Annotated in this window: 23 protein-coding genes and 1 tRNA gene; 14 read left to right on the forward strand and 10 right to left on the reverse strand. The window is 39.6% G+C overall.

Going from position 1 to position 23,609, the window contains the following annotated elements:
- The first annotated feature begins 79 nt into the window (after positions 1 to 79).
- Entirely contained in the window at positions 80 to 1,480 is a 1,401-nt protein-coding gene (locus B3209_RS08720; RefSeq protein ID WP_296091223.1) for an alpha-amylase family glycosyl hydrolase, read from the forward strand.
- Entirely contained in the window at positions 1,465 to 3,498 is a 2,034-nt protein-coding gene (locus B3209_RS08725) for a TIM-barrel domain-containing protein (RefSeq protein WP_349675602.1), read from the forward strand. The genes B3209_RS08720 and B3209_RS08725 overlap by 16 nt, the downstream gene beginning before the upstream one ends.
- Before the next feature lie 123 nt (positions 3,499 to 3,621).
- Here the strand turns inward: B3209_RS08725 and B3209_RS08730 are convergent, their stop codons facing one another.
- From B3209_RS08730 to B3209_RS08745, 4 genes are all read right to left on the reverse strand, one after another.
- Complete coding sequence (locus B3209_RS08730; RefSeq protein ID WP_295800533.1) at positions 3,622 to 4,119, reverse strand: deoxycytidylate deaminase; 498 nt, start codon at positions 4,117 to 4,119, stop codon at positions 3,622 to 3,624.
- 375 nt (positions 4,120 to 4,494) lie between these two features.
- A complete protein-coding gene (locus B3209_RS08735; protein ID WP_296665017.1) occupies positions 4,495 to 5,799 on the reverse strand; it encodes an NCS2 family permease in 1,305 nt (434 codons plus the stop codon).
- 562 nt (positions 5,800 to 6,361) lie between these two features.
- Positions 6,362 to 7,354, reverse strand: a complete 993-nt coding sequence (locus B3209_RS08740; RefSeq protein WP_296663047.1) for a formylglycine-generating enzyme family protein — start codon at positions 7,352 to 7,354, stop codon at positions 6,362 to 6,364.
- A gap of 19 nt (positions 7,355 to 7,373) precedes the next feature.
- Positions 7,374 to 7,607 carry a hypothetical protein gene (locus B3209_RS08745; protein WP_296690482.1) on the reverse strand — a complete coding sequence of 78 codons (234 nt, stop codon included), beginning with the start codon at positions 7,605 to 7,607 and terminating at the stop codon, positions 7,374 to 7,376.
- 452 nt (positions 7,608 to 8,059) lie between these two features.
- Here B3209_RS08745 and B3209_RS08750 point away from each other — a divergent pair.
- The 12 genes from B3209_RS08750 to tsaB all read left to right on the forward strand — a co-directional run bounded on the left by B3209_RS08750 (position 8,060) and on the right by tsaB (position 18,444).
- Positions 8,060 to 8,132: transfer RNA gene (locus tag B3209_RS08750), tRNA-Gly, on the forward strand.
- Positions 8,133 to 8,201: 69 nt separating this feature from the next.
- Positions 8,202 to 9,386, forward strand: coding sequence for a nucleotide sugar dehydrogenase (locus B3209_RS08755; protein WP_296663052.1), 1,185 nt, complete (start codon positions 8,202 to 8,204; stop codon positions 9,384 to 9,386).
- 9 nt (positions 9,387 to 9,395) lie between these two features.
- Entirely contained in the window at positions 9,396 to 10,451 is a 1,056-nt protein-coding gene (locus tag B3209_RS08760) for a glycosyltransferase family 4 protein (RefSeq protein WP_296663056.1), read from the forward strand.
- Between the two features lie 193 nt (positions 10,452 to 10,644).
- Entirely contained in the window at positions 10,645 to 11,505 is an 861-nt protein-coding gene (locus tag B3209_RS08765) for a flagellin (RefSeq protein ID WP_296028987.1), read from the forward strand.
- 347 nt (positions 11,506 to 11,852) lie between these two features.
- Positions 11,853 to 12,707 (forward strand): flagellin, encoded by an 855-nt coding sequence (locus B3209_RS08770; protein WP_013701576.1) that lies wholly within the window; start codon positions 11,853 to 11,855, stop codon positions 12,705 to 12,707.
- 145 nt (positions 12,708 to 12,852) lie between these two features.
- Positions 12,853 to 13,230, forward strand: coding sequence for a flagellar protein FlaG (locus tag B3209_RS08775; protein WP_296663060.1), 378 nt, complete (start codon positions 12,853 to 12,855; stop codon positions 13,228 to 13,230).
- Complete coding sequence (fliD, locus tag B3209_RS08780; protein ID WP_296663062.1) at positions 13,230 to 15,314, forward strand: flagellar filament capping protein FliD; 2,085 nt, start codon at positions 13,230 to 13,232, stop codon at positions 15,312 to 15,314. The genes B3209_RS08775 and fliD overlap by 1 nt, the downstream gene beginning before the upstream one ends.
- A gap of 9 nt (positions 15,315 to 15,323) precedes the next feature.
- Positions 15,324 to 15,923 (forward strand): hypothetical protein, encoded by a 600-nt coding sequence (locus B3209_RS08785; protein ID WP_296690484.1) that lies wholly within the window; start codon positions 15,324 to 15,326, stop codon positions 15,921 to 15,923.
- A 5-nt stretch (positions 15,924 to 15,928) separates the two neighbouring features.
- A complete protein-coding gene (locus tag B3209_RS08790; RefSeq protein ID WP_296663065.1) occupies positions 15,929 to 17,005 on the forward strand; it encodes a PilZ domain-containing protein in 1,077 nt (358 codons plus the stop codon).
- Between the two features lie 20 nt (positions 17,006 to 17,025).
- A complete protein-coding gene (locus tag B3209_RS08795) occupies positions 17,026 to 17,295 on the forward strand; it encodes a hypothetical protein (protein WP_295796831.1) in 270 nt (89 codons plus the stop codon).
- Between the two features lie 17 nt (positions 17,296 to 17,312).
- Positions 17,313 to 17,759 carry a tRNA (adenosine(37)-N6)-threonylcarbamoyltransferase complex ATPase subunit type 1 TsaE gene (gene tsaE / locus B3209_RS08800; RefSeq protein WP_296663069.1) on the forward strand — a complete coding sequence of 149 codons (447 nt, stop codon included), beginning with the start codon at positions 17,313 to 17,315 and terminating at the stop codon, positions 17,757 to 17,759.
- 1 nt (position 17,760) lies between these two features.
- Positions 17,761 to 18,444, forward strand: coding sequence for a tRNA (adenosine(37)-N6)-threonylcarbamoyltransferase complex dimerization subunit type 1 TsaB (gene tsaB / locus B3209_RS08805; RefSeq protein WP_296690486.1), 684 nt, complete (start codon positions 17,761 to 17,763; stop codon positions 18,442 to 18,444).
- A gap of 19 nt (positions 18,445 to 18,463) precedes the next feature.
- On the opposite strand, the gene csrA is transcribed toward tsaB, so the two are convergent.
- From csrA to B3209_RS08835, 6 genes are all read right to left on the reverse strand, one after another.
- Positions 18,464 to 18,682, reverse strand: coding sequence for a carbon storage regulator CsrA (gene csrA / locus B3209_RS08810; protein ID WP_013701584.1), 219 nt, complete (start codon positions 18,680 to 18,682; stop codon positions 18,464 to 18,466).
- Positions 18,682 to 19,125, reverse strand: coding sequence for a flagellar assembly protein FliW (fliW, locus tag B3209_RS08815; RefSeq protein ID WP_295796840.1), 444 nt, complete (start codon positions 19,123 to 19,125; stop codon positions 18,682 to 18,684). The genes csrA and fliW overlap by 1 nt, the downstream gene beginning before the upstream one ends.
- A gap of 35 nt (positions 19,126 to 19,160) precedes the next feature.
- Positions 19,161 to 20,408, reverse strand: a complete 1,248-nt coding sequence (locus B3209_RS08820) for a flagellar hook-associated protein 3 (RefSeq protein WP_296663077.1) — start codon at positions 20,406 to 20,408, stop codon at positions 19,161 to 19,163.
- 24 nt (positions 20,409 to 20,432) lie between these two features.
- Complete coding sequence (gene flgK, locus B3209_RS08825; protein WP_296663079.1) at positions 20,433 to 22,304, reverse strand: flagellar hook-associated protein FlgK; 1,872 nt, start codon at positions 22,302 to 22,304, stop codon at positions 20,433 to 20,435.
- Between the two features lie 15 nt (positions 22,305 to 22,319).
- Complete coding sequence (locus B3209_RS08830) at positions 22,320 to 22,763, reverse strand: hypothetical protein (protein WP_013701588.1); 444 nt, start codon at positions 22,761 to 22,763, stop codon at positions 22,320 to 22,322.
- A gap of 98 nt (positions 22,764 to 22,861) precedes the next feature.
- Positions 22,862 to 23,422, reverse strand: a complete 561-nt coding sequence (locus B3209_RS08835) for a rod-binding protein (protein WP_296663081.1) — start codon at positions 23,420 to 23,422, stop codon at positions 22,862 to 22,864.
- Between the last annotated feature and the right edge of the window lie 187 nt (positions 23,423 to 23,609).

The raw sequence follows: 23,609 nt of genomic DNA on the forward strand, positions 1-23,609 counted from the left end.
CGAGTTTCTTTCAGAAACATCGCAGGGTCAAGCCCGATAATGACAATAGAAATTAAATCTAAACAATTACGGAGGAAAAATGATTAGAAAAATTTTTACATTTGCAATGATTTTTATTTTAGGAGTTTCTGCTATGCCTGCGGAAAATAAAATGCAAACAAAACAAGGAACTATACTCCACTGCTGGTGCTGGTCGTTCAAGACAATTGAAGATAACATTGAAAAAATTGCAGAAGCAGGATTCACTGCAATCCAAACTTCCCCTGCGAATGAATGCTTTGAAGGGGACAACGGCGGACTTGAAATTATGAGTCAAAAAAACGGAAAGTGGTACTATCACTATCAGCCTACAGACTGGAAAATTGGAAACTATCAGCTTGGAACAAGAGACGACTTTATTCGTATGTGCGCAAAGGCAAAAAAATACGGAATCGCGGTAATTGTTGACGTTGTTCCAAACCACACGACGACACACAAAGATGAAATTTCCTTGGACTTCATAGAAGCTGTAGGCGGAATGCAAAAAATGTACCACAAGAATTCCGACCACACAATCAGAAGCATGGCAAACCGCAGAGAAGTTACAAGCGCAATGCTCGGAGGACTTCCAGATGTAAATACAGAAAATCCGCTTTTTCAAGAATACTTTATGAACTACATAAACGACCTCATTGAATGCGGTGCCGACGGATTCAGATTTGACACAGCAAAACATATTGCCCTTCCCGACGACCCTGTAGATCCTGCTTCAAAGGAAAACGACTTCTGGCCAGTCTTTACAGGAAAAAAATCAGTAAACGGAAAATCTGTAAAAAATGCAAATGAGCTTTTTATTTACGGAGAAGTTCTTCAGGAAGGAGCTTCAAGAGAAGATGCATACGGAAAACTTTTTCCAGTAACAGCGAGCAACTACGGAAAGCTTTTAAGAAGCGCGTTAAAAAATGAAAAGCTAAACGCAAAAGGAATTGTAAACTTTCAAAATGCAGCTTCTCCGGAACTTGTAACTTGGGTTGAAAGCCATGACACTTATGCAAACGAAGGAGAGTCCGCCTACCTTACAAATTTTATGATCCGAGCAGGCTGGGCAGTCATAGCTTCAAGAAAAGACGGAACTCCATTGTTCTTTAACCGCCCAAAAGGAAAAGAAGCTACACAGTTTCCAGGAGAATCCAAAATCGGCGAAACAGGAAACGATGAGTATTTCAGTCCGGAAGTTTCTGCTGTAAACAAATTCAGAACTGCAATGCAAGGTGAAAATGAAAAATTCATCAACGGAGAAAATGCGGGCGTTCTAATTATAAAGCGAGGAGAAAAAGGCTGCGTAATAATAAACTTAAACTCCAAGCCGTCTGCCGTTCAAGTTGAAATAAAACTTCCAAAAGGAACTTACATTGACAAGGCAAACAAAACAAAATTTGTCTTAAAGAATTCAGTTCTAAAAGGAAAAATAAAGCAAAAATCAATTTGCGTAGTCTATTAATTAGCTATTGGAGGCATAAAATGATTAAGAGATTTGTATTCGGAAAACCATTTGACACAGAAACTGTAAAACAAAAGCCTGAAGCCTGCAAAGAAAAAATTCCATATTTTAAAAACGCAGGAGATTCTAGCTTTTCACTTGAAATGGACTTAAGCGACATTGTTTACGGTCTTGGTGAAAATGTGCGCGGAATAAACAAGCGCGGATTCATTTACGAAAGTTTCTGCACAGACCAGCCGGAACACAACGAAAACAAAAGCTCACTTTATGCCGCCCATAATTTTTTCATTGTATCTGGAAACGAAAAAAACTTCGGAGCATTCTTTGACGCTCCAGGAAAAATTACATTCGACATTGGAGCTTCAAGCTATTCAACTCTTAAAGTCGCTGTAGAAAATCCAGAATTTGAACTCTACATAATAGAAAACCCAACGCTAGAATTAATTATAAAAGAATTCAGAACTTTAATCGGACAAAGCTACATTCCTCCAAGATGGGCATTTGGAATAGGACAGTCTCGTTGGGGCTACACTTGCGAAGAAGATGTAAGAAATGTCGTTGAAAACTACAGAAAGAACAATATTCCGCTAGACATGGTTTACCTAGACATAGACTACATGGAAAACTTTAAGGACTTTACTGTTAACAAAAAATCATTTCCAGACTTTAAAAATTTTGTTTCCGGCATGAAAAAAAATTCAGTTCGCATTGTTCCAATCATTGATGCCGGAATAAAAATGGAAGACGGATATAAACTTTACGAAGAAGGAAAGAAAAACAATTATTTTTGCAAGGGCAAAGACGGAAACGACTTTATAGTTGGCGTGTGGCCAGGAAAATGCTGTCTTCCAGATTTCTTAAATCCAGAAGCAAGAAAATGGTTTGGAATGAAATATAAATTTCTTACAGACCAAGGCATTGAAGGATTCTGGAACGACATGAACGAGCCTGCCCTCTTTTACTCTGAAAAAAATCTGGAAAAAGTTTTTGACCAGGTAAACGAAATGAAAAAGCTCAACATTGGCTTAAAAGAAAACTTCGCGCTAAAAGACACTGTCTTGAATCTTGCAAATAATATCGATGACTACAAAAGTTTTTACCATTGCAAGGACGGAAAAAAAATCCGCCATTATGACGTTCATAACCTTTACGGCTACAACATGACAAGAGCTGCATCCGAAGCATTCAAAAAGATTTCTCCAGAAAAAAGAATTCTTATGTTTTCAAGATCTTCCTGCATAGGCTCTCACAGATACGGCGGAATATGGATGGGAGACAATATGTCAAGGTGGCAGCACATTCTCTTGAACTTAAAAATGCTTCCGTCTCTTAATATGTGCGGCTTCTTATACACAGGCGCGGACTTAGGCGGATTCGGAGAAAACACAACAGAAGACCTTTTATTGCGCTGGTATGCCCTTGGAATTTTTATGCCTCTTTTAAGAAACCACTCCGCATTAGGAACACGGGAACAAGAGCCTTTTAGATTTAAAAACAGCATAGAAAAATTCAGGAACATTCTTAAACTGCGATACAGACTTCTTCCTTATATCTACAGCGAGTTTATGAAAGCCGCCTTGCAAGGAACAATGTATGCAAGCCCGCTTGGATTTATCTGGCCAAAGGATGAAGATGCAAGAAGGACAGAAGACCAGCTTATGATTGGAGAAAGCATTATGATTGCTCCGGTCTATGAACAAAACGCAATAGGACGCCACGTTTATCTTCCGGAAGAAATGAAGCTTGTAAAGTTCAAGGACAGCGAAAACTACGAGGAAAAAATAATTCCAGCCGGACATAACTTTATACACATTGCGCTAGATGAAGTTGCATTCTTTATCCGCAAAGAACACATTTTGCCGCTTGCAGACAACGCTGATTCAGTTGAAAAAATTGACTTTGAAAAACTCACAACTATAAGCTTTGCAGAAAAAGGCACAAGCTACGAACTCTACACTGACGACGGAGAATGCAGAAATCCTAGCTTGAGCGGAAATTTAAAAACTATAAGTGTATAAAATAACCTAAATTTCGAGTTTTATAGTTTAGTGTCATTACCGTGCATGACCGGATAATCTTTTAAAAATTAAAAAGATTCCCATGTCATAGCATGGGAGTGCCTTCTTAGTAACCATGTGCTTCTACATATCGGCATAAGTCTGAACAGAATCCTCAAGGTGTTCAATCTTTATGCCAGCTTCGGCAAACATTTTCATTGAGTCTTCTTCATCATGGTAATGCTTTTCGCAGACAACTCTTTTTATTCCGCAGTTTATAATAAGCATGGCGCACGTTCTGCAAGGAGTCATTTTGCAGTACACGGTCGCTCCGTCAATTGAAATTCCTCTTTTTGCAGCCTGGCAAATCGCATTCTGCTCGGCATGAACGGTTCTTACGCAGTGCTGGGTAATAGAACCGTCAGCGTGAATCATTTTTCGCATAAGGTGGCCAACTTCATCGCAATGAGCAAGCCCGGCAGGACTTCCGACATAGCCTGTAACAAGAATCTGATTATCCTTTGCAATTACACAGCCGCTTCTTCCGCGGTCGCAAGTCGCACGTTTTGCAATAGTACGCGCAACTTCCATAAAGTATTCATCCCAGGTCGGACGCACATATTTTTCTTTTTCTTCGCTCATGCAAAAAATTTACCATAATTTCCTGAAAAAAAAAAGACTTAATCCCATTATGTTTTTTTTATTCACTGGCTTTTAGGTCAAAACTTACTGACTTTTAGGTCAAAACTCACTGACTTTTGGGTCAAAACTCACTGGCTTTTGGGTCAAAACTCACTGGCTTTTGAGTGAAAACTCACTGGCTTTTGAGTCAAAACTCACTGGCTTTTGAGTGAAAACTCATTGGCTTTTGAGTCAAAACTCACTGACTTTTGAGCTCTTCGGTTAAGAAGTATAAAAATTCTGCAAAAAAAAGTGCGCCTCAAAAATTGTTTCCAACTCTTGGGGCGCACTTGGGATTGCCGTATCAAGTACGGCAATGACACAGGAATTTTTTAACTATATTGCTTTTATTGCAAGCGCAAAGATAAATACAACAGCAAGAATCCAAGTAACAACAGGAATTTCTTTTGTTTTCTTTCCGGCAACTTTTGCAATTACATAGGCAATCATTCCGAATGCGATTCCCTTTGAAATTGAATAGCCAAACGGCATTACCATAATTGTAATGAAAGCCGGGATTCCGTCTGTAATGTCAGCGAAGTTGATTTTAGAAACAGACTGCATCATGAGGAAGCCTACAAAAATCAAAGCAGGTGCTGTAGCGCAAGAAGGAACAAGAGCGAACAAAGGAGTAAAGAACAAAGCAAGAAGGAAGAAGAAAGCTGTAACAACAGAAGCAAGACCAGTGCGAGCTCCTGCTGCAACTCCAGAAGAAGACTCAACGAATGAAGTTACTGTTGAAGTTCCAAGACAAGCACCTGCTACAGTTCCAACAGCGTCGGCAAGAAGAGCGCCTTTTGCATTCTGAATGTTGCCTTTTTCATCAATAAGATTTCCCTGCTCTGCAACGCCCATCAAAGTTCCGATTGTATCAAAAATATCTGTAAACAAGAAAGTAAAGAAAACACCGAAGAATTTAAGAGAAAGAACTCCAGCCCATTCAAACTTAAAGAGGAACGGTGCGCTAGGAACAGAAACCGGCTTGAAGTTCTCTGGAACAGCTGTAACACCAAAAGGAATTCCAATAACAGTTGTAGCGGCAATGCCAATAAGAATTGCGCCAGGAACTTTAAGAATGTAAAGAACAACTGTAATGATAAGACCGATAATTGCAACAAGAGCAGTAGCATGGCTCAAGTCAATTGCGTTAAAGCCGATTATTGTTCCGTTTGCAGAAGTTACGATTCCTGCATTGTTAAGTCCAATAAGGGCAATGAAAAGTCCAATACCAACAGCAACAGCTTTTTTCATTGTGCCAGGAATTGAATTGATAATCGCCTCGCGAACTCCAAAGAATGAAAGCAAAATAAAAAGAACGCCTTCAATCAAAACAGCAGTAAGAGCGAACCAAGGAGAGCATCCCATTTGGCCGCAGACTGTGTAAGTAAAGAACGCGTTAAGCCCCATTCCAGAAGCAAGAGCAACCGGCATATTCGCAAAGAATGCCATTATAAGAGTTGCAACAGCAGCTGAAACAGCAGTCGCAGTAAACACACCGCCGAAATTCATTCCGGCAATTGAGCCAAGCATTCCCGGGTTAACGGCAAGAATGTAAGACATTGCAAGGAAAGTTGTAATACCGCCGACAACTTCACGGCTTACAGTAGACCCCTTCTCCTTGATTTTGAAAAATTTCTCCATAAGAAATTTCCTCCAAAAAATAGAATACAGATATTGTATCACGAAATAAAAAAAGATTATATAGTATGGATGTTAGTTTTTAAGTTAATATTACCATCTGTCATTATCGGGCTTGACCTGCGACGTTTGCGAAGCAAACTCGGTTGATAACCTATTGAAAATTTCCAGCAGATTCCTGACCGAGTTTACTGCGTAAACATCGCAGTGTCGCAGCACGGCAATGACAATGAATGAGTTTTGAAGAAAGCCGAAGCAGCAGAACGCTCTTTTTTGCGCACAGAAGACTGGTTTTCTGCTGAATAATTTCAAAACTGAAGGAATACTTCCTAAGAGCCGTAGCGATACTTCCTAAAAGGCTAAGGAATACTTCCTAAGCCCCTTAGGAATACTTACTCAGCCTCTTAGGAATACTCACTTCAGGTCTTAGGGATACTCACTCAGCCTCTTAGGAAGTATCCCTTCAGCTAAATGCCGAATTTGCTACGCAAACATCGCAGATCTGGTCAGAGAATGACATTAAAAACAACTTAACATTACATGATTTGCTCTAGCAATTCATGTTCTATTTTGCACGAGGGAAGCCGCTGCGGGCAAGACGGAAGCCGTTGTTTTCATAAGTACTAGTTCCAGTGTCAGAATTTCTTTGAATAACTTTCGCATGATCTGCATCATCAGAATAAGAGCCGCTTGGACGAGAACGAAAATTAGTTATAGATTCTCCCATTGGATCTGTAACAGTTTCTTTAGAAGGTCCATTATATGTAATATCCCAACACCATTCCCATACATTGCCACTCATATCATAAAGATCAAGTTTGTTAGCATTTCTCAAGCCAACTTCATGGGTTTTATTAATTGAATTATCTTTATACCAAGCAACACTATCTAAATCATCATCACTGCCAGCATAAGTATAATCCCAGTCAGCAGCACTTTGATCTCCACCACGAGCAGCAAACTCCCATTCGGCAGCAGTAGGCAGACGATAGCCGTTTTTAGTTAAATCACAAGAAACAACCCAACCTGAACAAGCTGTTTTAACTTCACTAAGGGTAAGACTGTCAGTGCCAACTAAAGTGCCACCCGCTGTGATTGTATAGCATTTATCAAATCCAATTAATGCGGAAAGCTTGTTGCAAAACACAACTGCATAATACCAGCTTATCTTCTCAACAGGACGATATTCTTGAATTTCACCATCTGCCGGGGAATCCTTAAAACTGCTTGGATTTTCTCCCATTACGGCTTCAAAAAGTTCCTGCGTTACTTCGTACTTGCCTATGCTGTATGGGCTTAAAGTTACTGTGCGTCCGTCAATAAAAACGCCTGCGCTTCCGCTTCCTGTAATTGTTGTGGCGGCATCAATTACTGTTGCAAGGGCTGTCTTTTCAAGCTTGGTCTTGTTTATAACTATGCTTCCGTCCTCGGCAACAAAGCAGTTGGAAATTATAAGGGTAAAAGGGCATTCTGTAGTTTTATCTGCTTCAACTTTTATATCTTTGCTTCCAGACGCGATAAGCTCATCATTGCTTGCGGAATCCCGAGCCTCAGCCACAACTGTATATTCTCCAGCTTCAAGTTCCGTGAACTCTATTACCCCCCCCCAACGCCGCGTCTTTTTCTATAGTCTCACTTTCGCCAATTACACGCACAACGAACTTGTCGGCATTGTTTTTATCGTAAACGTAGCGTCCTCCCGGCAAGGTAACACGGATTGAGCCGCCTTTTTCTGAGCCGCCGCTCATGTTCATGCAGGATGCCGCCACAAATAAAAACGCAAATAAAGCCGGAACAATAAATTTCTTCATAAAAGACCTCTAGTTTTTTGGATTGTCGGATCAAGTCTGACAATGACAACTTTCATTTCTCTGTCATTCCCGCACTTGTTTCATCTCTCTGTAATTGTCGTACTTGAATTTCCATGTCATTCCCACACTTGATGTGGGAATCTCTTTTATAATCAACTTTTCAAGAACCTGTCTTACATTATAATGAATAAATCGCAAAAAACAACTTTTTGGCAAAAATTTATTGATTTTTTTTGCTTCTATATACCTTTTGTGAAGTTAAGTTAAAATGCGGGAATTTTCCTTGAGTAAATACGTTATTTTCCATTGGTAAATAGCTTATTTACCTTAGGCAAACAGTCTATTTACCCAGGGTAAATAGACTGTTTGCTTGTAAAAAAATAATTGCAGAATTTAACATTTTCCTGTTGACATTTTTTTTCATAAAATATAATATACTGAACATAAGCAATGCGGCAGTCGTATAACGGCTTATTACCCCAGCCTTCCAAGCTGGAGACGAGGGTTCGACTCCCTTCTGCCGCTCTCGGACCTTAGGTTTTTCTAAGGTCTTTTTTTTTGCCTATAAAACCTTGCTTATATTTGGAGAAAAGAATGAAAATAGCAGTAGCAGGAACAGGATATGTAGGACTTTCAAATGCAATTTTACTTTCGCAGCATAATGAAGTTTTTGCAACAGATATAATTCAGGCTAAAGTTGACTTAATAAACAGCAAAAAATCTCCAATAATAGACAAGGAAATTGAAGACTATCTTGCAAACAAAAAGCTCAACCTTACAGCCACAACAGATGCAAGAGTTGCCTACAAAGACGCTGATTTTATAATTATTTCAACTCCTACAAACTACGACCCAGAAAAAAACTACTTTGACACTTCTTCTGTTGAAGCAGTTCTAAAACTTGTAAAAGAAATAAATCCAGAAGCAACAGTTGTAATAAAATCCACAATTCCAGTCGGCTACACTGAAAAAATCCGCATGAAAATGGGAATTAAAAATCTTCTGTTTTCCCCGGAATTTCTTCGTGAAGGGCACGCGCTTTATGACAATCTTTATCCATCAAGAATCGTTGTAAGTTTTCCAAAAGAGCAACCTGAATTAAAGAAAAAAGCCGAGCAATTCGCTTCATTACTTAAAGAAGGCGCAATCAAAGAAGACATCAAGACTCTTTACCCGAACTGCACAGAAGCAGAGGCAATCAAGCTTTTCGCAAACACATATCTTGCCTTGAGAGTTGCATATTTCAACGAACTGGACACCTATGCGGAAGTGCGCGGCTTAAACACAAAGTCTATTATAGAAGGAATCTGTTTAGATCCTAGAATCGGAGACTTCTACAACAATCCTTCGTTTGGCTACGGCGGCTACTGTCTTCCAAAGGACACAAAGCAGCTTCTTGCAAACTACAAGGACGTTCCGCAGAATTTGATTCATGCAATTGTAGATTCAAATTCAACACGCAAAGACTTTATCGCAGAACAGATTATCGCAAAAAAGCCAAAAGTTGTGGGAGTTTACCGCCTTACAATGAAAGCGAACAGCGATAATTTCCGCCAAAGCTCAATTCAGGGAATTATGAAACGCATAAAGGCAAAAGGAATTCCTGTGGTTGTTTACGAGCCTTCATATAAAGAAGATGAATTCTTCGGTTCAAAAGTAGCCAAAGACCTTTTGGAATTTAAGAAAACCTGCGATGTAATTATTTCAAACAGAATGTCTCCTGAACTTGCAGACGTAAAAGAAAAAGTCTACACAAGGGATTTATATTCACGCGACTAAGGCTTAAAGATGATTTTAATAAATGGAAACTTTCTTTGCAGAAACCTCACAGGAATTGAAAGATTCGCCTGGGAAACTTGCAGGCAGCTGGACTTAATAGTTTCAAAAGAAGACAATATTGCGCTTTATGCTCCTGCAAACGCAAAGTCAGTTCCAGAATACAAAAACATTAAAATCATCGTGTCAAAAAAAAGTATTAAGAGTTTTCCACTGTGGGACATGGGAACTTTTTCTTTAGCCTGTAAAAAATTAAAGGCAACCGGGCTTAACTTTTCAAACACTGCCCCGCTTGGAAAAAACTGCGGAATTTCTTTTATACACGATATTTACGCAAAGGATTTTCCTCAGGACTTTAAAACATTCAAGGACAAGCTAATAAGGCTTTACTGCCGCCTAAGCTACTGGAACATTGCAAAAAACGCAAAAAAAATCATAACGGTTTCTCAGTTCAGCAAGGAACGGATTCTAAAAGCATACAAAGTTTCGCCACAAAAAATAGAAATTGTTCCAAACGGCTGGGATCATTTTAAGTCAATAGAAGCGGACAATTCAATATTTGAAAAGTTTCCCAAGCTTGAAAAAGGCGGATTTTATTTTACACTCGGAAGCCTTTCGAAGCGAAAGAATTTAAAATGGATTGCATCTTACGCAAAAAAAAATCCGCAGGAAAAATTTGCAGTTTCCGGAAAGGCAATATCCGGACTTGTTCCAAAAGAACTTGAAGACTTGCAGAGCCTTCCAAATGTAACGCTTTTAGGCTATGTAACAGACGGACAAGTAAAATCGCTTATGGAAAACTGCAAGGCGTTTGTTTTTCCCTCTTATTACGAAGGATTTGGAATTCCGCCGCTTGAAGCTCTTTCATGCAAAGCAAAAATAATAGTTTCAAAGTCAGCAAGCCTTCCTGAAATATACGGAAATTCCGCCCATTATATTGAATGGAACAACACAGACTGCAACTTAAACGAGCTTCTAAAGAAAAAGACTGAATCCCCAAAACCAATCCTTGAAAAGTACACCTACAAAAATTCCGCGGAAATTCTAAAAAAAATCATAAAAAATTAAAAAAAAACGCTAAAGTTAAGCCTCCATTGTGCCGATGATTATATTGAAAAACCATGGCTGTTCAACTTCGTAGAAGACATCAGCCAGGCTATTCAATGTAAAAGATTGCAGATGTAGCCTTGTAATACAGATGTAGTCTTTTACAGTTTTAGACCGAAAGGATTTGGTCTTTATAATTCCATGGAGGAAAAATATGGTCATCAACCACAACATGTCCGCAATGTTTTCAAATCGTTCTTTAGGAGTAACTCAGGGTTCACTCACAAAGGACATGGAAAAACTTTCTTCTGGCCAGAAAATCAACCGCGCTGGAGACGACGCTTCAGGACTCGCAGTTTCTGAAAAAATGAGATCTCAGATCCGCGGATTGAACCAGGCTTCAAGAAACGCAGCAAACGGAATCAGCTTCATTCAGACAACTGAAGGATATTTGCAGGAAACTACAGACATCATTCAGCGCATCCGCGAACTTGCAGTTCAGGCTTCAAACGGAATTTATTCAGATGAAGACAGAATGCAGATTCAGGTTGAAGTAAGCCAGCTCGTAGCAGAAGTAGACCGCATCGCTTCTCAGGCTCAGTTCAACGGTATGAACATGCTCACAGGAAGATTTGCACAGGCTACTGGAGAAAACACTCCTACAGCTTCTATGTGGCTTCACATCGGCGCAAACATGGACCAGCGTATGTCTGTTTTCATTGGAACTATGACAGCTGCAGCTCTTGGAATGAGAGAAATTGGAACTGAAGAAGTTATGACAATTGCGGCTCCAAGTGATGCCAACCGCGCAATCGGAACTCTTGATGAAGCTCTTAAAATCATCAACAAGCAGCGCGCTGATCTGGGTGCTTACCAGAACCGCCTTGACTATGCTGTAAAGGGACTTGATATTGCCGCTGAAAACACACAGGCATCTGAATCAAGAATCCGCGATACAGATATGGCTTCTGCAATGGTAGAATTCACCAAGAACCAGGTATTGTCACAGTCTGGAATTGCAATGCTCGCTCAGGCAAACAGCCAGTCACAAAGCGTCTTGTCTTTGCTCCAATAGTGTGATATACTGAATACAAAGAGCATGGAATTTTCTATGCTCTTTGCCGTTTGCAGGTTTGATTTACACTTTAACTTTGCTTTCCATCTAAATCTTTCCCGCAAAACAGCTGTGCTTTTAGACACGGCTTTGCTTCGTTTTAGAAGCTGATCTTTGAAAGTTCTGTTTTCCATGATTGTCTGTAACAGCATAGACAGTTGCTTAAATTTTTTACAAGGGAAATAAAAGCAACGGTTCCTGCTGTACAAGGTCTAAAACTTCTGCCGGGGGCGCAAAAACCAGCAGAAAGCCTTTACAGACGGGCATTTTGCATGATGCATTATGTACGATTCATGGAGGACATTATTATGGTCATTAATCACAACATGAGCTCAATGTTTGCAAACCGCACATTGGGAGTTTCTAATTCCCAGTTGATGGGCAACATTGAAAAACTTAGCTCAGGCGAAAAAATCAACCGCGCTGGAGACGACGCTTCAGGACTTGCAGTATCTGAAAAGATGCGCAGCCAGATCCGCGGACTCAACCAGGCTAACAGAAACATTCAGAACGGAGTTTCTTTCATTCAGGCAACAGAAGGATACTTGCAGGAAACTACAGATATTCTTCAGAGAATCCGTGAGCTTTCAGTTCAGTCTGCAAACGGAATCTACAGCGATGAAGACCGCATGCAGATTCAGGTTGAAGTTTCTCAGCTTGTAGCAGAAGTAGATCGCATTGCTTCACAGGCTCAGTTCAACGGAATGAACCTTCTTACAGGACGTTTTGCAGAGAATTCTGTAACAAACAATGTAATGACATTCCAGGTTGGTGCTAACATGGATCAGAGAGTAACAGCTTTCATTGGAACAATGACAGCACAGGCTCTTGGTCTTAAGGGAACTCAGGGTACTGACGAACAGATAAGCATTTCTACTCCAGATACAGCTAACATGGCTATTGGAGCAATTGATGCAGCTCTTAAATCAGTTTCACGCCAGAGAGCAGACCTTGGCGCATACCAGAACCGCTTTGAAATGGCTTCTAACGGTATCGCTGTTGCAGCAGAAAATATGCAGGGCGCAGAATCAGGAATCCGCGACACTGACATGGCTGCTGAAATGGTTGAATACACAAAGAATTCCATTCTTGCTCAGTCAGGAACAGCAATGCTTGCTCAGGCAAACAGCCAGTCTCAGAACGTATTGGCTTTGCTTCAGTAGTATTAAAATAACGGCGCAAGCTGTAACCGTGTTTTCTGAATAAGAGAAATCTGGATGTCTTCTTTTAGACAGCAAACACGTAAGAGCGAGGAGGGGTGCGCCCCCTTCCCCTCTCTTCTTTTTTATTTTTCAGGAGGAAATGTCCATGAATACAATCAGTATGAGTGGTCAGACAATGGCAATGGATGGCCAGCAAGTCTACAACGCTTTCTCTCCGCAAAAAGGAGAAGCAAAGGTTTCTGTAAAAGGAACTTTGCCAAACTCAGCTTCGGAAGTGCTTCAAAATTTTGAGGCGAACCAGGCGGATTTGGAAGCATCTGTACAGGAACTTCAGCGGCTTTCAGACATTGTTACAGGCCACAAACTGCATTTCAATGTAAATGACGAGCTTAACAGAGTTGTTGTAACAGTTGTAGACGCATCAACAAACGAAATTATCCGGGAAATACCGTCAAAAGATATACAGAGAATTCAGGCAAGAATGAAACATGCCATCGGTGTACTTTTTGATGAAATGATTTAATGGCAGACGGACTGAACATACCAGGCGTAAGCGACAAATACAAAACAAACGATCTCGTTGAATCCTTAATGGAAGTCGAACGGATTCCTTTAAAGCGTGAGGAGTCCAATCTTGAGACGTATAAAAAACAGCAAGATGCCTGGCGTGGAGTCAACCAGAAAATGTCTTCACTGCGCGACAGTGTAAAAAGCCTCTACTCTTTTGAAAATCCATTCAGCAATAAGCTTTCATTTTCCTCGGAAGAATATGCGGTAACAGCAGATGCAGGGCGCGAAGCAGAGTTCGGATCATTTAAAATAGAAGTTCTACAGCCAGCCGCATCAGACAGATTTTTAAGCGAAGAAATAGACAGCGATATGCAAGTGGCTCCAGGAAAATACACTTATTCCGTTGGAGAAAAAAAAATCGACTTTAACTGGAAAGGCGGAAAACTCAACGACTTTGTTAATGCCTTGAACCGCCGCGGAAACGACACAATAAAAGCAAGCTTGATTGGTGTAAGCGCAAATAAAAAATCACTTCTAATTGAAAGCCTAAAGACAGGGAAAGAAAACCGCCTTGTATTTGAAAATCAGGCTCTTGACTTTGCAAAAAAAACTGGCATGGTTTCTTCTGCAAAATCGGAAACTATAACTTTAAAATATTCTTCGCTTTCTGCAAAAACACCGGAAACCAAAGATGAGATTCAGCAGGAAAAAATTCCTGAAATTTCAAAAAGCAAAGTAAAAGCAAACGGAAATGACATTACAATAGAGCCAAGAGGTGGATTTGAGCTTGAACTTCCGTCTTCAATAAGAAAAAGCAGTTCTGGAAAAATAGAATTCTCTTTCACTGAAAAAGAAGTTCAGGAAATAACAGAAGAAACAGTCCAGACTCCAAAAGAAAACCTTGAGCTTCCGCCTCCCTTGAGCGTTACTTATGAAGGAATCAGCGTATTTAACAACCCAAGCGACTCTACTCTTCCGCCTGCGCAAGAACAGCAGGAACAAAAATCCAAGCCAGTTGAAATTTCAAGCAGCCAAGTATTTTTTATAAAGGATTCGGACGGAAACGAGCAGCCTGTGGATTCAAAATATTTTTCAAAAGATTCAAGCGGAAAAACAAAAGTTTCTGTGAGCATTTCGGACTTTCCAAATGCACAGTCGCTTGTTGTAAGAAATTCAAACACAGGCAAAGAAATTTCAATGACTGCTCCGCTCTGCTTTGACGAAAAAAAATCTCTTGGATTTGAGCCCAAAAATGCAATCTCAACTGCGCAGGACGCAAAGCTAAAATACGAAGGAATCACCATAAGCCGCCCCACAAACGACATTGACGATATAGTTCCAAATGTTACCCTTCACGTCCATGAAAAAACGGAAAAGCCTGCGAACATAAAAATTGAGCCGGACACAGAATCCGCAAAGGACGCAATTATAACTTTTGTGGGCAAATACAATCAGGCGATTGCGGAAATGAATATTCTTTCTATTAACAAGCCTGAAATTGTTTCCGAACTTGACTACCTTTCTTCTGATGAGCAAGACAAAGCCTACGAGCGGCTTGGAATGTTTCAGGGGGATTTTTCTCTTACAAACGGAAAATCATCTTTGCAGCAGATTGTTTCTTCAAATTATAGATTTTCCGATGACGCATCCGTTACAATGCTTTCGCAGATTGGAGTTTCTACAAATGCGAGCGGCGGCGCAAGAGGATACAGTCCTTCCCAGATGCGCGGCTACCTTGAAGTTGATGAAAAAAAACTTGACGAGTGCTTAAAGTCAAATTTAAATCAAATAAAAAATATATTTGGCTACGATTCTGACGGAGACTTGATTATTGATGACGGAATCGGATACAAGATTGACAGGCAACTTACTTCTTGGGTTCAGTCAGGCGGAATAATTTCTTCAAAAACAAATTCACTTGAAACGCAGATAAAAAATTCAAATTCGAAAATCACGCGGCTTCAGACCCAGCTAGACAGAAAAGAGGCAGATTTAAAACGAAAATACGCAAACATGGAAGGCACGCTGAACAGCCTTGAAAGCCAGCAGTCAACAATGCAGAATTTTTCAAATCAAAATAACGGCAGAAACAGATAGGAGAAAATCATGGAACTTTTTGTAAACGGTGAAAAAATAGACATTACACTTGAAGATGAAAAAACAGTTGGCGAAGTTTTAAAGTCATTTGAAAAAGAAGCAGAAAAAAGCGATGCCACGACAATCGGCATTTTTCTAAACGGAAAAAAAGTTCTCGCAGATGATTTTGACGAGGCTTCAAAAACTCCGCTTGAAGAAAATACAAAAATCGAGCTTACCGTTTTAAGCAAGCAGGACGTAATAGATTCCCTTGAAAAATCAAAAGACAAATTTTCTTCGCTCGCGCAAAAGCTTCTAGAAGTTCCGGTCGCGCTTCAGGGCGGAAAAGATAAAGAGGCAAACACTGTAATAGCAGAACTTGCAGAAGCAATTGACGACTTTTGCCATACAGCGGCTTTGAGCGCATTGTTCCCAGAAGTATATTCAAGCATTGTAATAGACGGAAAAAGCGTTACAGAATTTTTTGAAGAGTTTGCGCCGATTGCAGCAGACTTTGAGCAGTCGCTTGAAACAAAAGACAGTGTAACTTCAGGAGACTTGTGCGAATATGAAATTGCGCCGCGTCTTGAGCTTATTGCAAAGGCTATAGAGGACGGCCTTAAAAAGTAAAAATCATGGATACAGGCTCACCTATAGAAGCGCGTCTTGCTTCAAGCGGATTTGTATATTCATTTGTCGCATGTTTTCTTGCTATAGCTATAGTTCTTGTAATTTTATATTTTATATATTTGAAATACAAATCATTAACTAAATCAAAAAAATGGATTGAAGCAAATAAGAACAGACAAACAAAGTTTTCAGATGTAAGAAGAATTGCGCATGAAGCAAATCTTGATAGCGCAGAAAAAAAACTTCTGTGGAGCATCTGCAAAACACATCATGCGCGCAATATTCAGTTTTCTTACCGCTCAGAAAATGAAATGCAAAATCTTTTTAAATCTGAATTCCAAAGAATGAAAGCGCAGTCTCCAAGGAACGAAGAAAAAATTTCAGTTTTGTTTTCATTAAGATACAAGCTCGAAAAACTTTATGACAGAAAGCATTCCATAACTTCCACAAAATACTTAAGGCCCGGGCAGCAAATAAGAGTTCTGGATGAAAACCGCAATCCGCATGATGCAACAGTTCAAAAGAATACGCCGGAAGGTTTTTACATAGAAATTTCCGCGGAACTAAAAAACTTTAAGCCAAAGCCTCTTTCAAAGTTTATGATAAATTTTTCTTCTGCCACAGGAATGCTTTACCAATGCGTTGTAATGGCAGCTCGCTACGAAGATATTCCAAACGGAAAGGAGCTTCTTCTTATAACGCATTCTTCAACTCTCAAAGTTATTCAAAAGCGAATGACAAAGAGGCAGGGAACAACCATTGAATGTCTTTTTTCCGCAGTTAAGGAAATAAAAGCCGGGCGAAAAACAAAATTTGAAGTTCAGCAAAAAAAGCACACTGGAACATTCATTGATATTTCCGCAGGCGGATGCAAAATTTCATGCAGTCTTCCGATTTCGAGCAACCAGTACATTCAGCTTTACTTTAAGCTTCCGGGAATTATTGAGCATCAGGCGCAAGGTCTTATTATAAAAACAAAAAAATCTGCGGACGAAAAAACATTTGTGCTGTACATTAAATTTACCGATATTAATATAGCTGCAAAAAATGATATTTATGCTGCGATTTATGATTATTTTTGAGCTTGGAATTTAATTACATTATGAAAGTTTTAGAAATAAATTCGATACAAAAAGAAGACGGGTACATTTACTACATTCACCACTACAAGGCAGTTGCAAAAGTAGAAGTATTGTCTTCAATTATTTCAATACCAATAAGTTTCACTGTAGAAACAAATCCGCTTGGAATAAGAACGGTTGACCTTGATCCGCTTCCGGCCAAGCTTGACTATCCAGTTATTCCTATAACAAAAGCAATCAAGGCTCTTATTGATAAAATGGCGCAGGAAGGTACACTTCCGCAAGTCTAATGGCAGCAGGTAAAAAAATGATTTTCCACACAAAGTCTTCAACTGAAACAATTTCACTAGGAGAAAAAATCGGCTCTCTTTTAAAGCCAGGCGACATTCTTGCAATGACAGGAACTCTCGCAGCAGGAAAAACAACAATAACAAAAGGAATCGCAAAATCTCTTGGAATAAAAGACAACATAACAAGCCCCACATTCTGCCTTGTAAGCGAATACGAAGGTGAAAAAATGCCTTTATATCACATGGATGTTTACAGGCTTGAAGGCGAAGAAGACTTTGCAAACCTGGGCGTTGAAGACATGCTCTACGGAAACGGAGTCTGCATAATTGAATGGAGCGAAAAAGTAAAAAAAGAACTTCCAAAAAAATCTATCCTAGTTGAAATCACACCGCAAGAAGACGGAAGCCGCCAAATAAAAATTGAAAACTGGAACAACGGAAATATTGACTGGAACGAGGAATAAAATGAAAGCTCTTGCAATAGACTGCGCAGTTACAAAACTTTCTGTAGCCGCAAAAAATGAAAGTAACACAATAAAACTTACACTTGATGTTGGAATGAAGCAATCAGAAAAACTTCTTCCTGCAATTGATTATGTAATGAAAGAAGCCGGACTTTCTGTAAAAGACCTTGACTACACAACCGTTACGCTTGGTCCTGGAAGCTTTACAGGGCTCAGGCTGGGACTTAGCGCGCTCAAGGCAATCACACTTTCAGACAATATTCCGCTCTACGGAATTCCTTCTTTGGAAGCGTACTCTTGGCCGTATAAAAAAGCAATTGAAACAGTTCTTCCTGTAATAGAAGCAAAAGAAGATGAATTTTTTTATTCATTTTATATCCGCGGAGAAAAAATAAGAAACGAAGAAGATTCAGAAATTGAAGAAATCTTAAAGCAAATTGACGCAGAAAGCTCTGTTCTTGTCTGCGGACCTGGAGCAAAAACATTTGTCGAGCGGACAAACGAAATAACACCGCTTTATTCTCTTCACTGCTTTTGCCCGGAAAATGACTGCTGCGAAAGCCTTTTTGAAATTGCAGAAAGAATGATTGCAGAAAAGAAAGAGCCATTAAAAGACTATGACGGTCCGCTGTATGTAAGAAAAAGTGAAGCTGAAATAGTTCTTGAATCAAAAAATAAAAACTAATATTTTTTCAGCAAAACAATCAGCCAAAAAGTTTTCCGAGACGTTCCATTGAAATTTGCGAAGCAGCGGCCTTGTTTTCTGACTGGATTGCTTCAAAAACTTCTTGACGGTAAACTTTTACATTGCTAGGAGCTTCCACGCCGATTTTCACTTGGTCGCCTTTTACGTCTATCAGCGTAATAACAATGTCGTCTCCGATGCGGATTTTTTGATCTATTTTTCTTGAAAGGATAAGCATTACTTTGCCTCCTTTCGTTTTAATGCTTCAAGAATATTGTGCTTTGTTGTGTACTTTGAGCCGTCGAGAATAGCCTGCATGCACTGATGATTTTTCTTGTTGATTATAAGAGGTCCTTGAAAATTTGCAGTTACCGCGCTGCCATCATCAGGAACAGTTACAATTGTAAGAACCATTACATCAGCAGGATCTTTTATGCCGATTTTTAAAAGCTCACTGTCATCAATTTCAGCTTCATAGTCATCTGTAATTAAAAACGGATCAATTAAAAGAAACGCAAGATTTTTTTCCTGCAGCGACTGAAGCCATATAAGCGGCTCATACTCACTGTCCACAAGAGCAAAATCTGTATACTCTTCAAAGCCAAAAAGACCTGAAGGTATAGAAATTAACCTATCGTTGGAAATTTCAACACAGCCTTTAGTTTTTGTTTCTACCAGCATAAAAAATCCTATGAATATTTTTAAATATTAAAATCCTAGCGCATATAATTGAGCAGTGTACTTGAATACATTTTTCCAGCATTGCTCATTGTTGCCTGGTTGACATATTCCAGCATCTTTAAATCTGTTATGGCTTCTGTCAAATCAATGTCGCCTTCTCTGCTTACAAGCTGAGTAACATTTACATTGTTTGTCTTTGAACGCTCAACGTTATTCATTGCACGCTCATAGTCGCTTCCTGACTTTGCAAGGCGAGTTGTAAGATTATTGATTCCGTAGTCAAGAGTTCCAATCACGCGGCTTCCAATTGACTCTTGATCCCCCTTGAGCATTGAATCGCGCAGGGCAATGACAGCATCAAACAAAGAGCCGCCAGAAACTTTCACAGCGGAAGTGTTTACATTGTAAGGCGGAAACTGGCTTGAGTCTTCAATCATTCCCATGTCTGCCAACGCACTGCCTGTTTTATCTTCCATCCAAACTTGATGAGAATCTGTAGTGGAAAGCGAAAGTCCTTGTGAAACAGGATCAATTGAAGCCTTTACTGCAATTCCAGAATTATTTATTTTTGCAGCAACTGCATAAATGTTGTCGCCAGATTTTATTGCAATATCCTCACCGTCAATGCTTATAACAGAATCTTCCAGCGCCTGCCAAGAAGTCAAATCTCGTTGCCCAATAAGGTGTTGAGGCTCTGCCCAAAATGTCTTTGTTCCGCTATTGTCAATTTGAAGATAAGCGTTTTCATCAACTTCAATTTTATTAGTTCCGTTGTTTCCCTTATAATTTACTTTTTCAATAAGAGCTTCATCGGAACCAGGAATGTTTCCCATTACAACATCAAAAGCCGCACCCTTTGTTCTTGTTCCAGCAAAAAGAGTATTTCCGTCTGGACCTACAGCATTTGCATTTTGAATCAGCTCCTTTAAAAGCTCGTTGACTTCAACAGCCATATTTTTTAAGTCTTCTTCTGTGTAAGTTCCATTTGCGCCAGTAATAGCAAGTTCTCTAACGCGGTGCATAATCTGCAAATTCTGATTTATATACCCTTCTCTAACATTCATCTGATCTGCAAGAGTCTGCGCATTTTTTTCAAACTGATTTACACGTCCCAGATAAGACTGATAGCGCACAAGATGTCCGGCTGCAATCGGATCATCACGAAGGCTTCCGATTCTGCTTTGAGTTCCAATCTGGCGGTTTTTTATTGCCTGATTTACTTCCTGTTTTCTAAGCTGATACTGGGTATCTGTATTATTAAACTGTGAGCTGATTCTATGCATATTCTACCTCGCTTCTAAAATAACTCAAACTCCAAGACGGTTGATCAACGTATCAAGAAGTTCATCCTGCACTGAAATAAATTTTGCAGCAACGTTATACCCATGCTGAAACTTTATTATATCAGCAAGCTCTTCATCAATGTTTACACCAGAAATGCTGTCGCGCAAATCTCTTAAGTCGCCCATTATTTTATTTTGAGTCGCAAGCTGATTTTGCGCCTGCTCTCCCTTTAACCCAACGTTGGTTACTGTATCAGCAAAATAATCATCAAATGTACGCTGACTTCCAATCATTATTTTTGTATTTCTGATTGCAGCCATTTCAACTGCTGCTCTTCCATCGCTAGGCTCTGCAAAGCCTTGGGAATTTTTAAATGCTGCGGCAACACTTGAAACATCATTTTGAATAAGTCCATTTACTTCAATATATGCAGACGGATTCAAAACAGGAGAAACCGCAAACTGAGCACCTGCAAGAACATCAACCGCATTTGCACGGTTAAAGTCATAGGCATTATCTTCTCCGCTTCCCTGCAAAATTCCTGAATACCCCGTAAGGAACATTCCAGAATCCTCAACATGGCGGATAACAAAATCAGGATTTTCCATTCCGCTAGAAGATGTTGCTTTTAAAACAAGACAACTATTTCTGTCAAGATAAGCCTTTACCTCTCCGTTGGAATCGTTGATTCTGTTGATAACATCTTCAACTGTGTCTGTTGAAAAATAAGCGACATCAATATTTCCACTTGCGCCGTTAATTGTCATTGTTCCAGAAAGACCAATCTGCTCCTGCATCTTAAGAGCATTTGTTCCTGTCATGCGGAAAATATAGGAAGTGTCTTCTACACCATCGCCGTTTCTGTCATAGTTTCCGTTTACGTTTTCTACAAAATCATGCTGAACAAAAAAGTCCAAGCCTGTAACGTTATTTTTTCCAATGGCATTTCTGTGGACATCATTCACTAAATCTGCAAAGTTAAGAGCCATTGTATTTAAAGACTGAATTTCACTGCGAATATCCTTGTCACGAAGTTCAACCAAAGCTCCGAGAGTTCCTCCATGAAACTCTGCATCAAGCTTTGTATCAGACCACATAAGTTTTCCGTAGCCGTTATTATCAAGCTGGCCGACACTTTCTATTTGGCGAGCAAGACTTCCTTGAACAATAATCTGCCCATCTGTGTGAACCATAAATTCATCAGGATCTTTTTGAGTAACAGTAACATTAATGAGAGACGAAAGCTTTTCAACAAGCAAATCGCGGCGGTCCATAAGATCATTAGGATTGTCCCCAAGACCTTTGCTTCTTACAATCTCACCATTGACAGAAGCAATCTGGCGCGAAAGATCATTTACCTGCTTTACAACTGCCTCAATGTCGCCATTTATCTGATCTCCAATTCCACGCAAACTTTTGTACTGCTGCTGAATTGAATTTGTCAAAGTCTGCCCGCGCACAACAACTGCAAGACGAGCCGCATCACTTTCAGGGTAAGTTGAAAGTTCCTGCCAGCCCTGCCAAAACTTGTCCATGTTTGTTCTTACGGAAACATCATTAGGCTCATTGTAAACGGATTCAATCATTGAATAATATTTGTCGCGTGTTTCCCAGTAAGACTCAACATTTTTCTGGTCAACAATACGGCTTTCTAAAAGTTCATCTTTTATTCTGTTTATGCTTTCAACATCGCAGCCTTGCCCTATCTGACCTGGAACCATCGCACGTTCCAAGTCCGGGCGATAAATCGGCTCAAAAGATTTTACAATGACACGCTGCCTAGAATAGCCTTCTGTATCCGCATTTGAAATATTGTGGCCGGCTGTCTGAATCTGAGTTGAATGAGCCATAAGGCTTCTTTTTCCAATTTCTATTCCTGCAAAAGAATTCGCCATAATTCCACGCTCCTTTTAAATGCTTCTGTTTACAACAATGCTCTGCGCATAGTTTTTTCTCATTGTGCCGTTCGGAGAATAAATTTCGTTTCTCTGCTGAGATGCGCACTGATCCATAACTTCTGAAATAAATTTTTTTGTTGCGCTCACATATTTTGCAAGCGCGTCATTTTCAACCTTGCTTCTTGAAAGCTTTGTCTTTACGCGGAGAAAAACATCTTTTACTTCAGGATGAAAATAAATATTTTCTGAAACAGATGCGATTTTTTCACGGAACTTGTCAACCTTGGAAAATTCACTGCCAAGCTCATTGATGTTCAAGACATATTCTTCAAGGCCTGCCCAGCTGCGCTTTACAACGCACTCATGAATTTTATTCTGCTCCATAAGCATAGAGTCAAGAATACGTTCCTGCTCATTAAGCACACTGATTAATTCAATTTCTTTTTCTTCCGCCATAAATTTTTCCTTAAAAAAGAAAGTTTCTATTTGATTTTCGGAATATAAAGATTTTTGTTTAGAGAAAAATTTATAAAAGAGTTATACAGAAAGTAAAATTATCTTTGGCCTGAAAGCTCAATGTAAATCTGGTCAGCAAGTCCCAAAGAAGCGTTTTTTGTAATCGATTCCGCCATATTGTCATACATCATGTCGTCGTACATTTTCCTAGCGTACTCGTTGTCTTTGCCGGCAAGATTTGTTTTTTGAATTGTATTGCGCATTGACGAAAGCATCATTTTGACCATGTAATTTTCCATTTCCATGGACTGCGCATAAAGTTCGGAAGTCTTGTCAATTACGGGAGTTTTTCCGCTTGAAGTTTTTGAGTTTGCGGCGAATCCCTGCGGACGGGCGGACTTATCAGAATCCGAAGTGAATGCTCCGTAGAATCCCTGAGTATAATCCCCATTCAGACGATGATTTTTGGCAATCTGGCTTGAAGAAACTCCTGACAAAGATGCTCCCTCAGAAATTCCCAATGCAGTTTTATTCTGCATTTCCTTTACGAGCGAAGAGAATTTTTTGGCCTCATTCTGAAGAACAGCAGAGTCAATTGCATTGCTTCCATTAGACAAAGTGCCTGTTATTCCAGTTCCAGAAATTCCGTTTACCGCCATGATTCCACCTTGCTTACATTTTCGGCATTTTGCATTCAAGATTTTACAAGATTTTTATAGGCAGCTGCTGGCTTTTATCCAATCATAGTATCTCCATGTTTCTTCGCAATATTCATAATAGCCGCATACAATACTATACAGTTTTTAAAATCAAGTTAATTTCACTTTGAAATTAACTTGATTTCAT

Source organism: Treponema sp. UBA6852 (genome assembly GCA_002449305.1).
In the GTDB taxonomy this organism is placed as follows: Bacteria; Spirochaetota; Spirochaetia; order Treponematales; family Treponemataceae; genus Treponema_D.

Coding starts and splice junctions, on each gene's coding strand:
- B3209_RS08720 (WP_296091223.1), top strand. CDS start 80: ATGATTAGAAAAATTTTTACATTTGCAATGATTTTTATTTTAGGAGTT.
- B3209_RS08730 (WP_295800533.1), bottom strand. CDS start 4,119: ATGAGCGAAGAAAAAGAAAAATATGTGCGTCCGACCTGGGATGAATAC.
- B3209_RS08735 (WP_296665017.1), bottom strand. CDS start 5,799: ATGGAGAAATTTTTCAAAATCAAGGAGAAGGGGTCTACTGTAAGCCGT.
- B3209_RS08745 (WP_296690482.1), bottom strand. CDS start 7,607: ATGAAGAAATTTATTGTTCCGGCTTTATTTGCGTTTTTATTTGTGGCG.
- B3209_RS08755 (WP_296663052.1), top strand. CDS start 8,202: ATGAAAATAGCAGTAGCAGGAACAGGATATGTAGGACTTTCAAATGCA.
- B3209_RS08760 (WP_296663056.1), top strand. CDS start 9,396: ATGATTTTAATAAATGGAAACTTTCTTTGCAGAAACCTCACAGGAATT.
- B3209_RS08765 (WP_296028987.1), top strand. CDS start 10,645: ATGGTCATCAACCACAACATGTCCGCAATGTTTTCAAATCGTTCTTTA.
- B3209_RS08770 (WP_013701576.1), top strand. CDS start 11,853: ATGGTCATTAATCACAACATGAGCTCAATGTTTGCAAACCGCACATTG.
- B3209_RS08775 (WP_296663060.1), top strand. CDS start 12,853: ATGAATACAATCAGTATGAGTGGTCAGACAATGGCAATGGATGGCCAG.
- fliD (WP_296663062.1), top strand. CDS start 13,230: ATGGCAGACGGACTGAACATACCAGGCGTAAGCGACAAATACAAAACA.
- B3209_RS08785 (WP_296690484.1), top strand. CDS start 15,324: ATGGAACTTTTTGTAAACGGTGAAAAAATAGACATTACACTTGAAGAT.
- B3209_RS08790 (WP_296663065.1), top strand. CDS start 15,929: ATGGATACAGGCTCACCTATAGAAGCGCGTCTTGCTTCAAGCGGATTT.
- B3209_RS08795 (WP_295796831.1), top strand. CDS start 17,026: ATGAAAGTTTTAGAAATAAATTCGATACAAAAAGAAGACGGGTACATT.
- tsaE (WP_296663069.1), top strand. CDS start 17,313: ATGATTTTCCACACAAAGTCTTCAACTGAAACAATTTCACTAGGAGAA.
- tsaB (WP_296690486.1), top strand. CDS start 17,761: ATGAAAGCTCTTGCAATAGACTGCGCAGTTACAAAACTTTCTGTAGCC.
- csrA (WP_013701584.1), bottom strand. CDS start 18,682: ATGCTTATCCTTTCAAGAAAAATAGATCAAAAAATCCGCATCGGAGAC.
- fliW (WP_295796840.1), bottom strand. CDS start 19,125: ATGCTGGTAGAAACAAAAACTAAAGGCTGTGTTGAAATTTCCAACGAT.
- B3209_RS08820 (WP_296663077.1), bottom strand. CDS start 20,408: ATGCATAGAATCAGCTCACAGTTTAATAATACAGATACCCAGTATCAG.
- flgK (WP_296663079.1), bottom strand. CDS start 22,304: ATGGCGAATTCTTTTGCAGGAATAGAAATTGGAAAAAGAAGCCTTATG.
- B3209_RS08830 (WP_013701588.1), bottom strand. CDS start 22,763: ATGGCGGAAGAAAAAGAAATTGAATTAATCAGTGTGCTTAATGAGCAG.
- B3209_RS08835 (WP_296663081.1), bottom strand. CDS start 23,422: ATGGCGGTAAACGGAATTTCTGGAACTGGAATAACAGGCACTTTGTCT.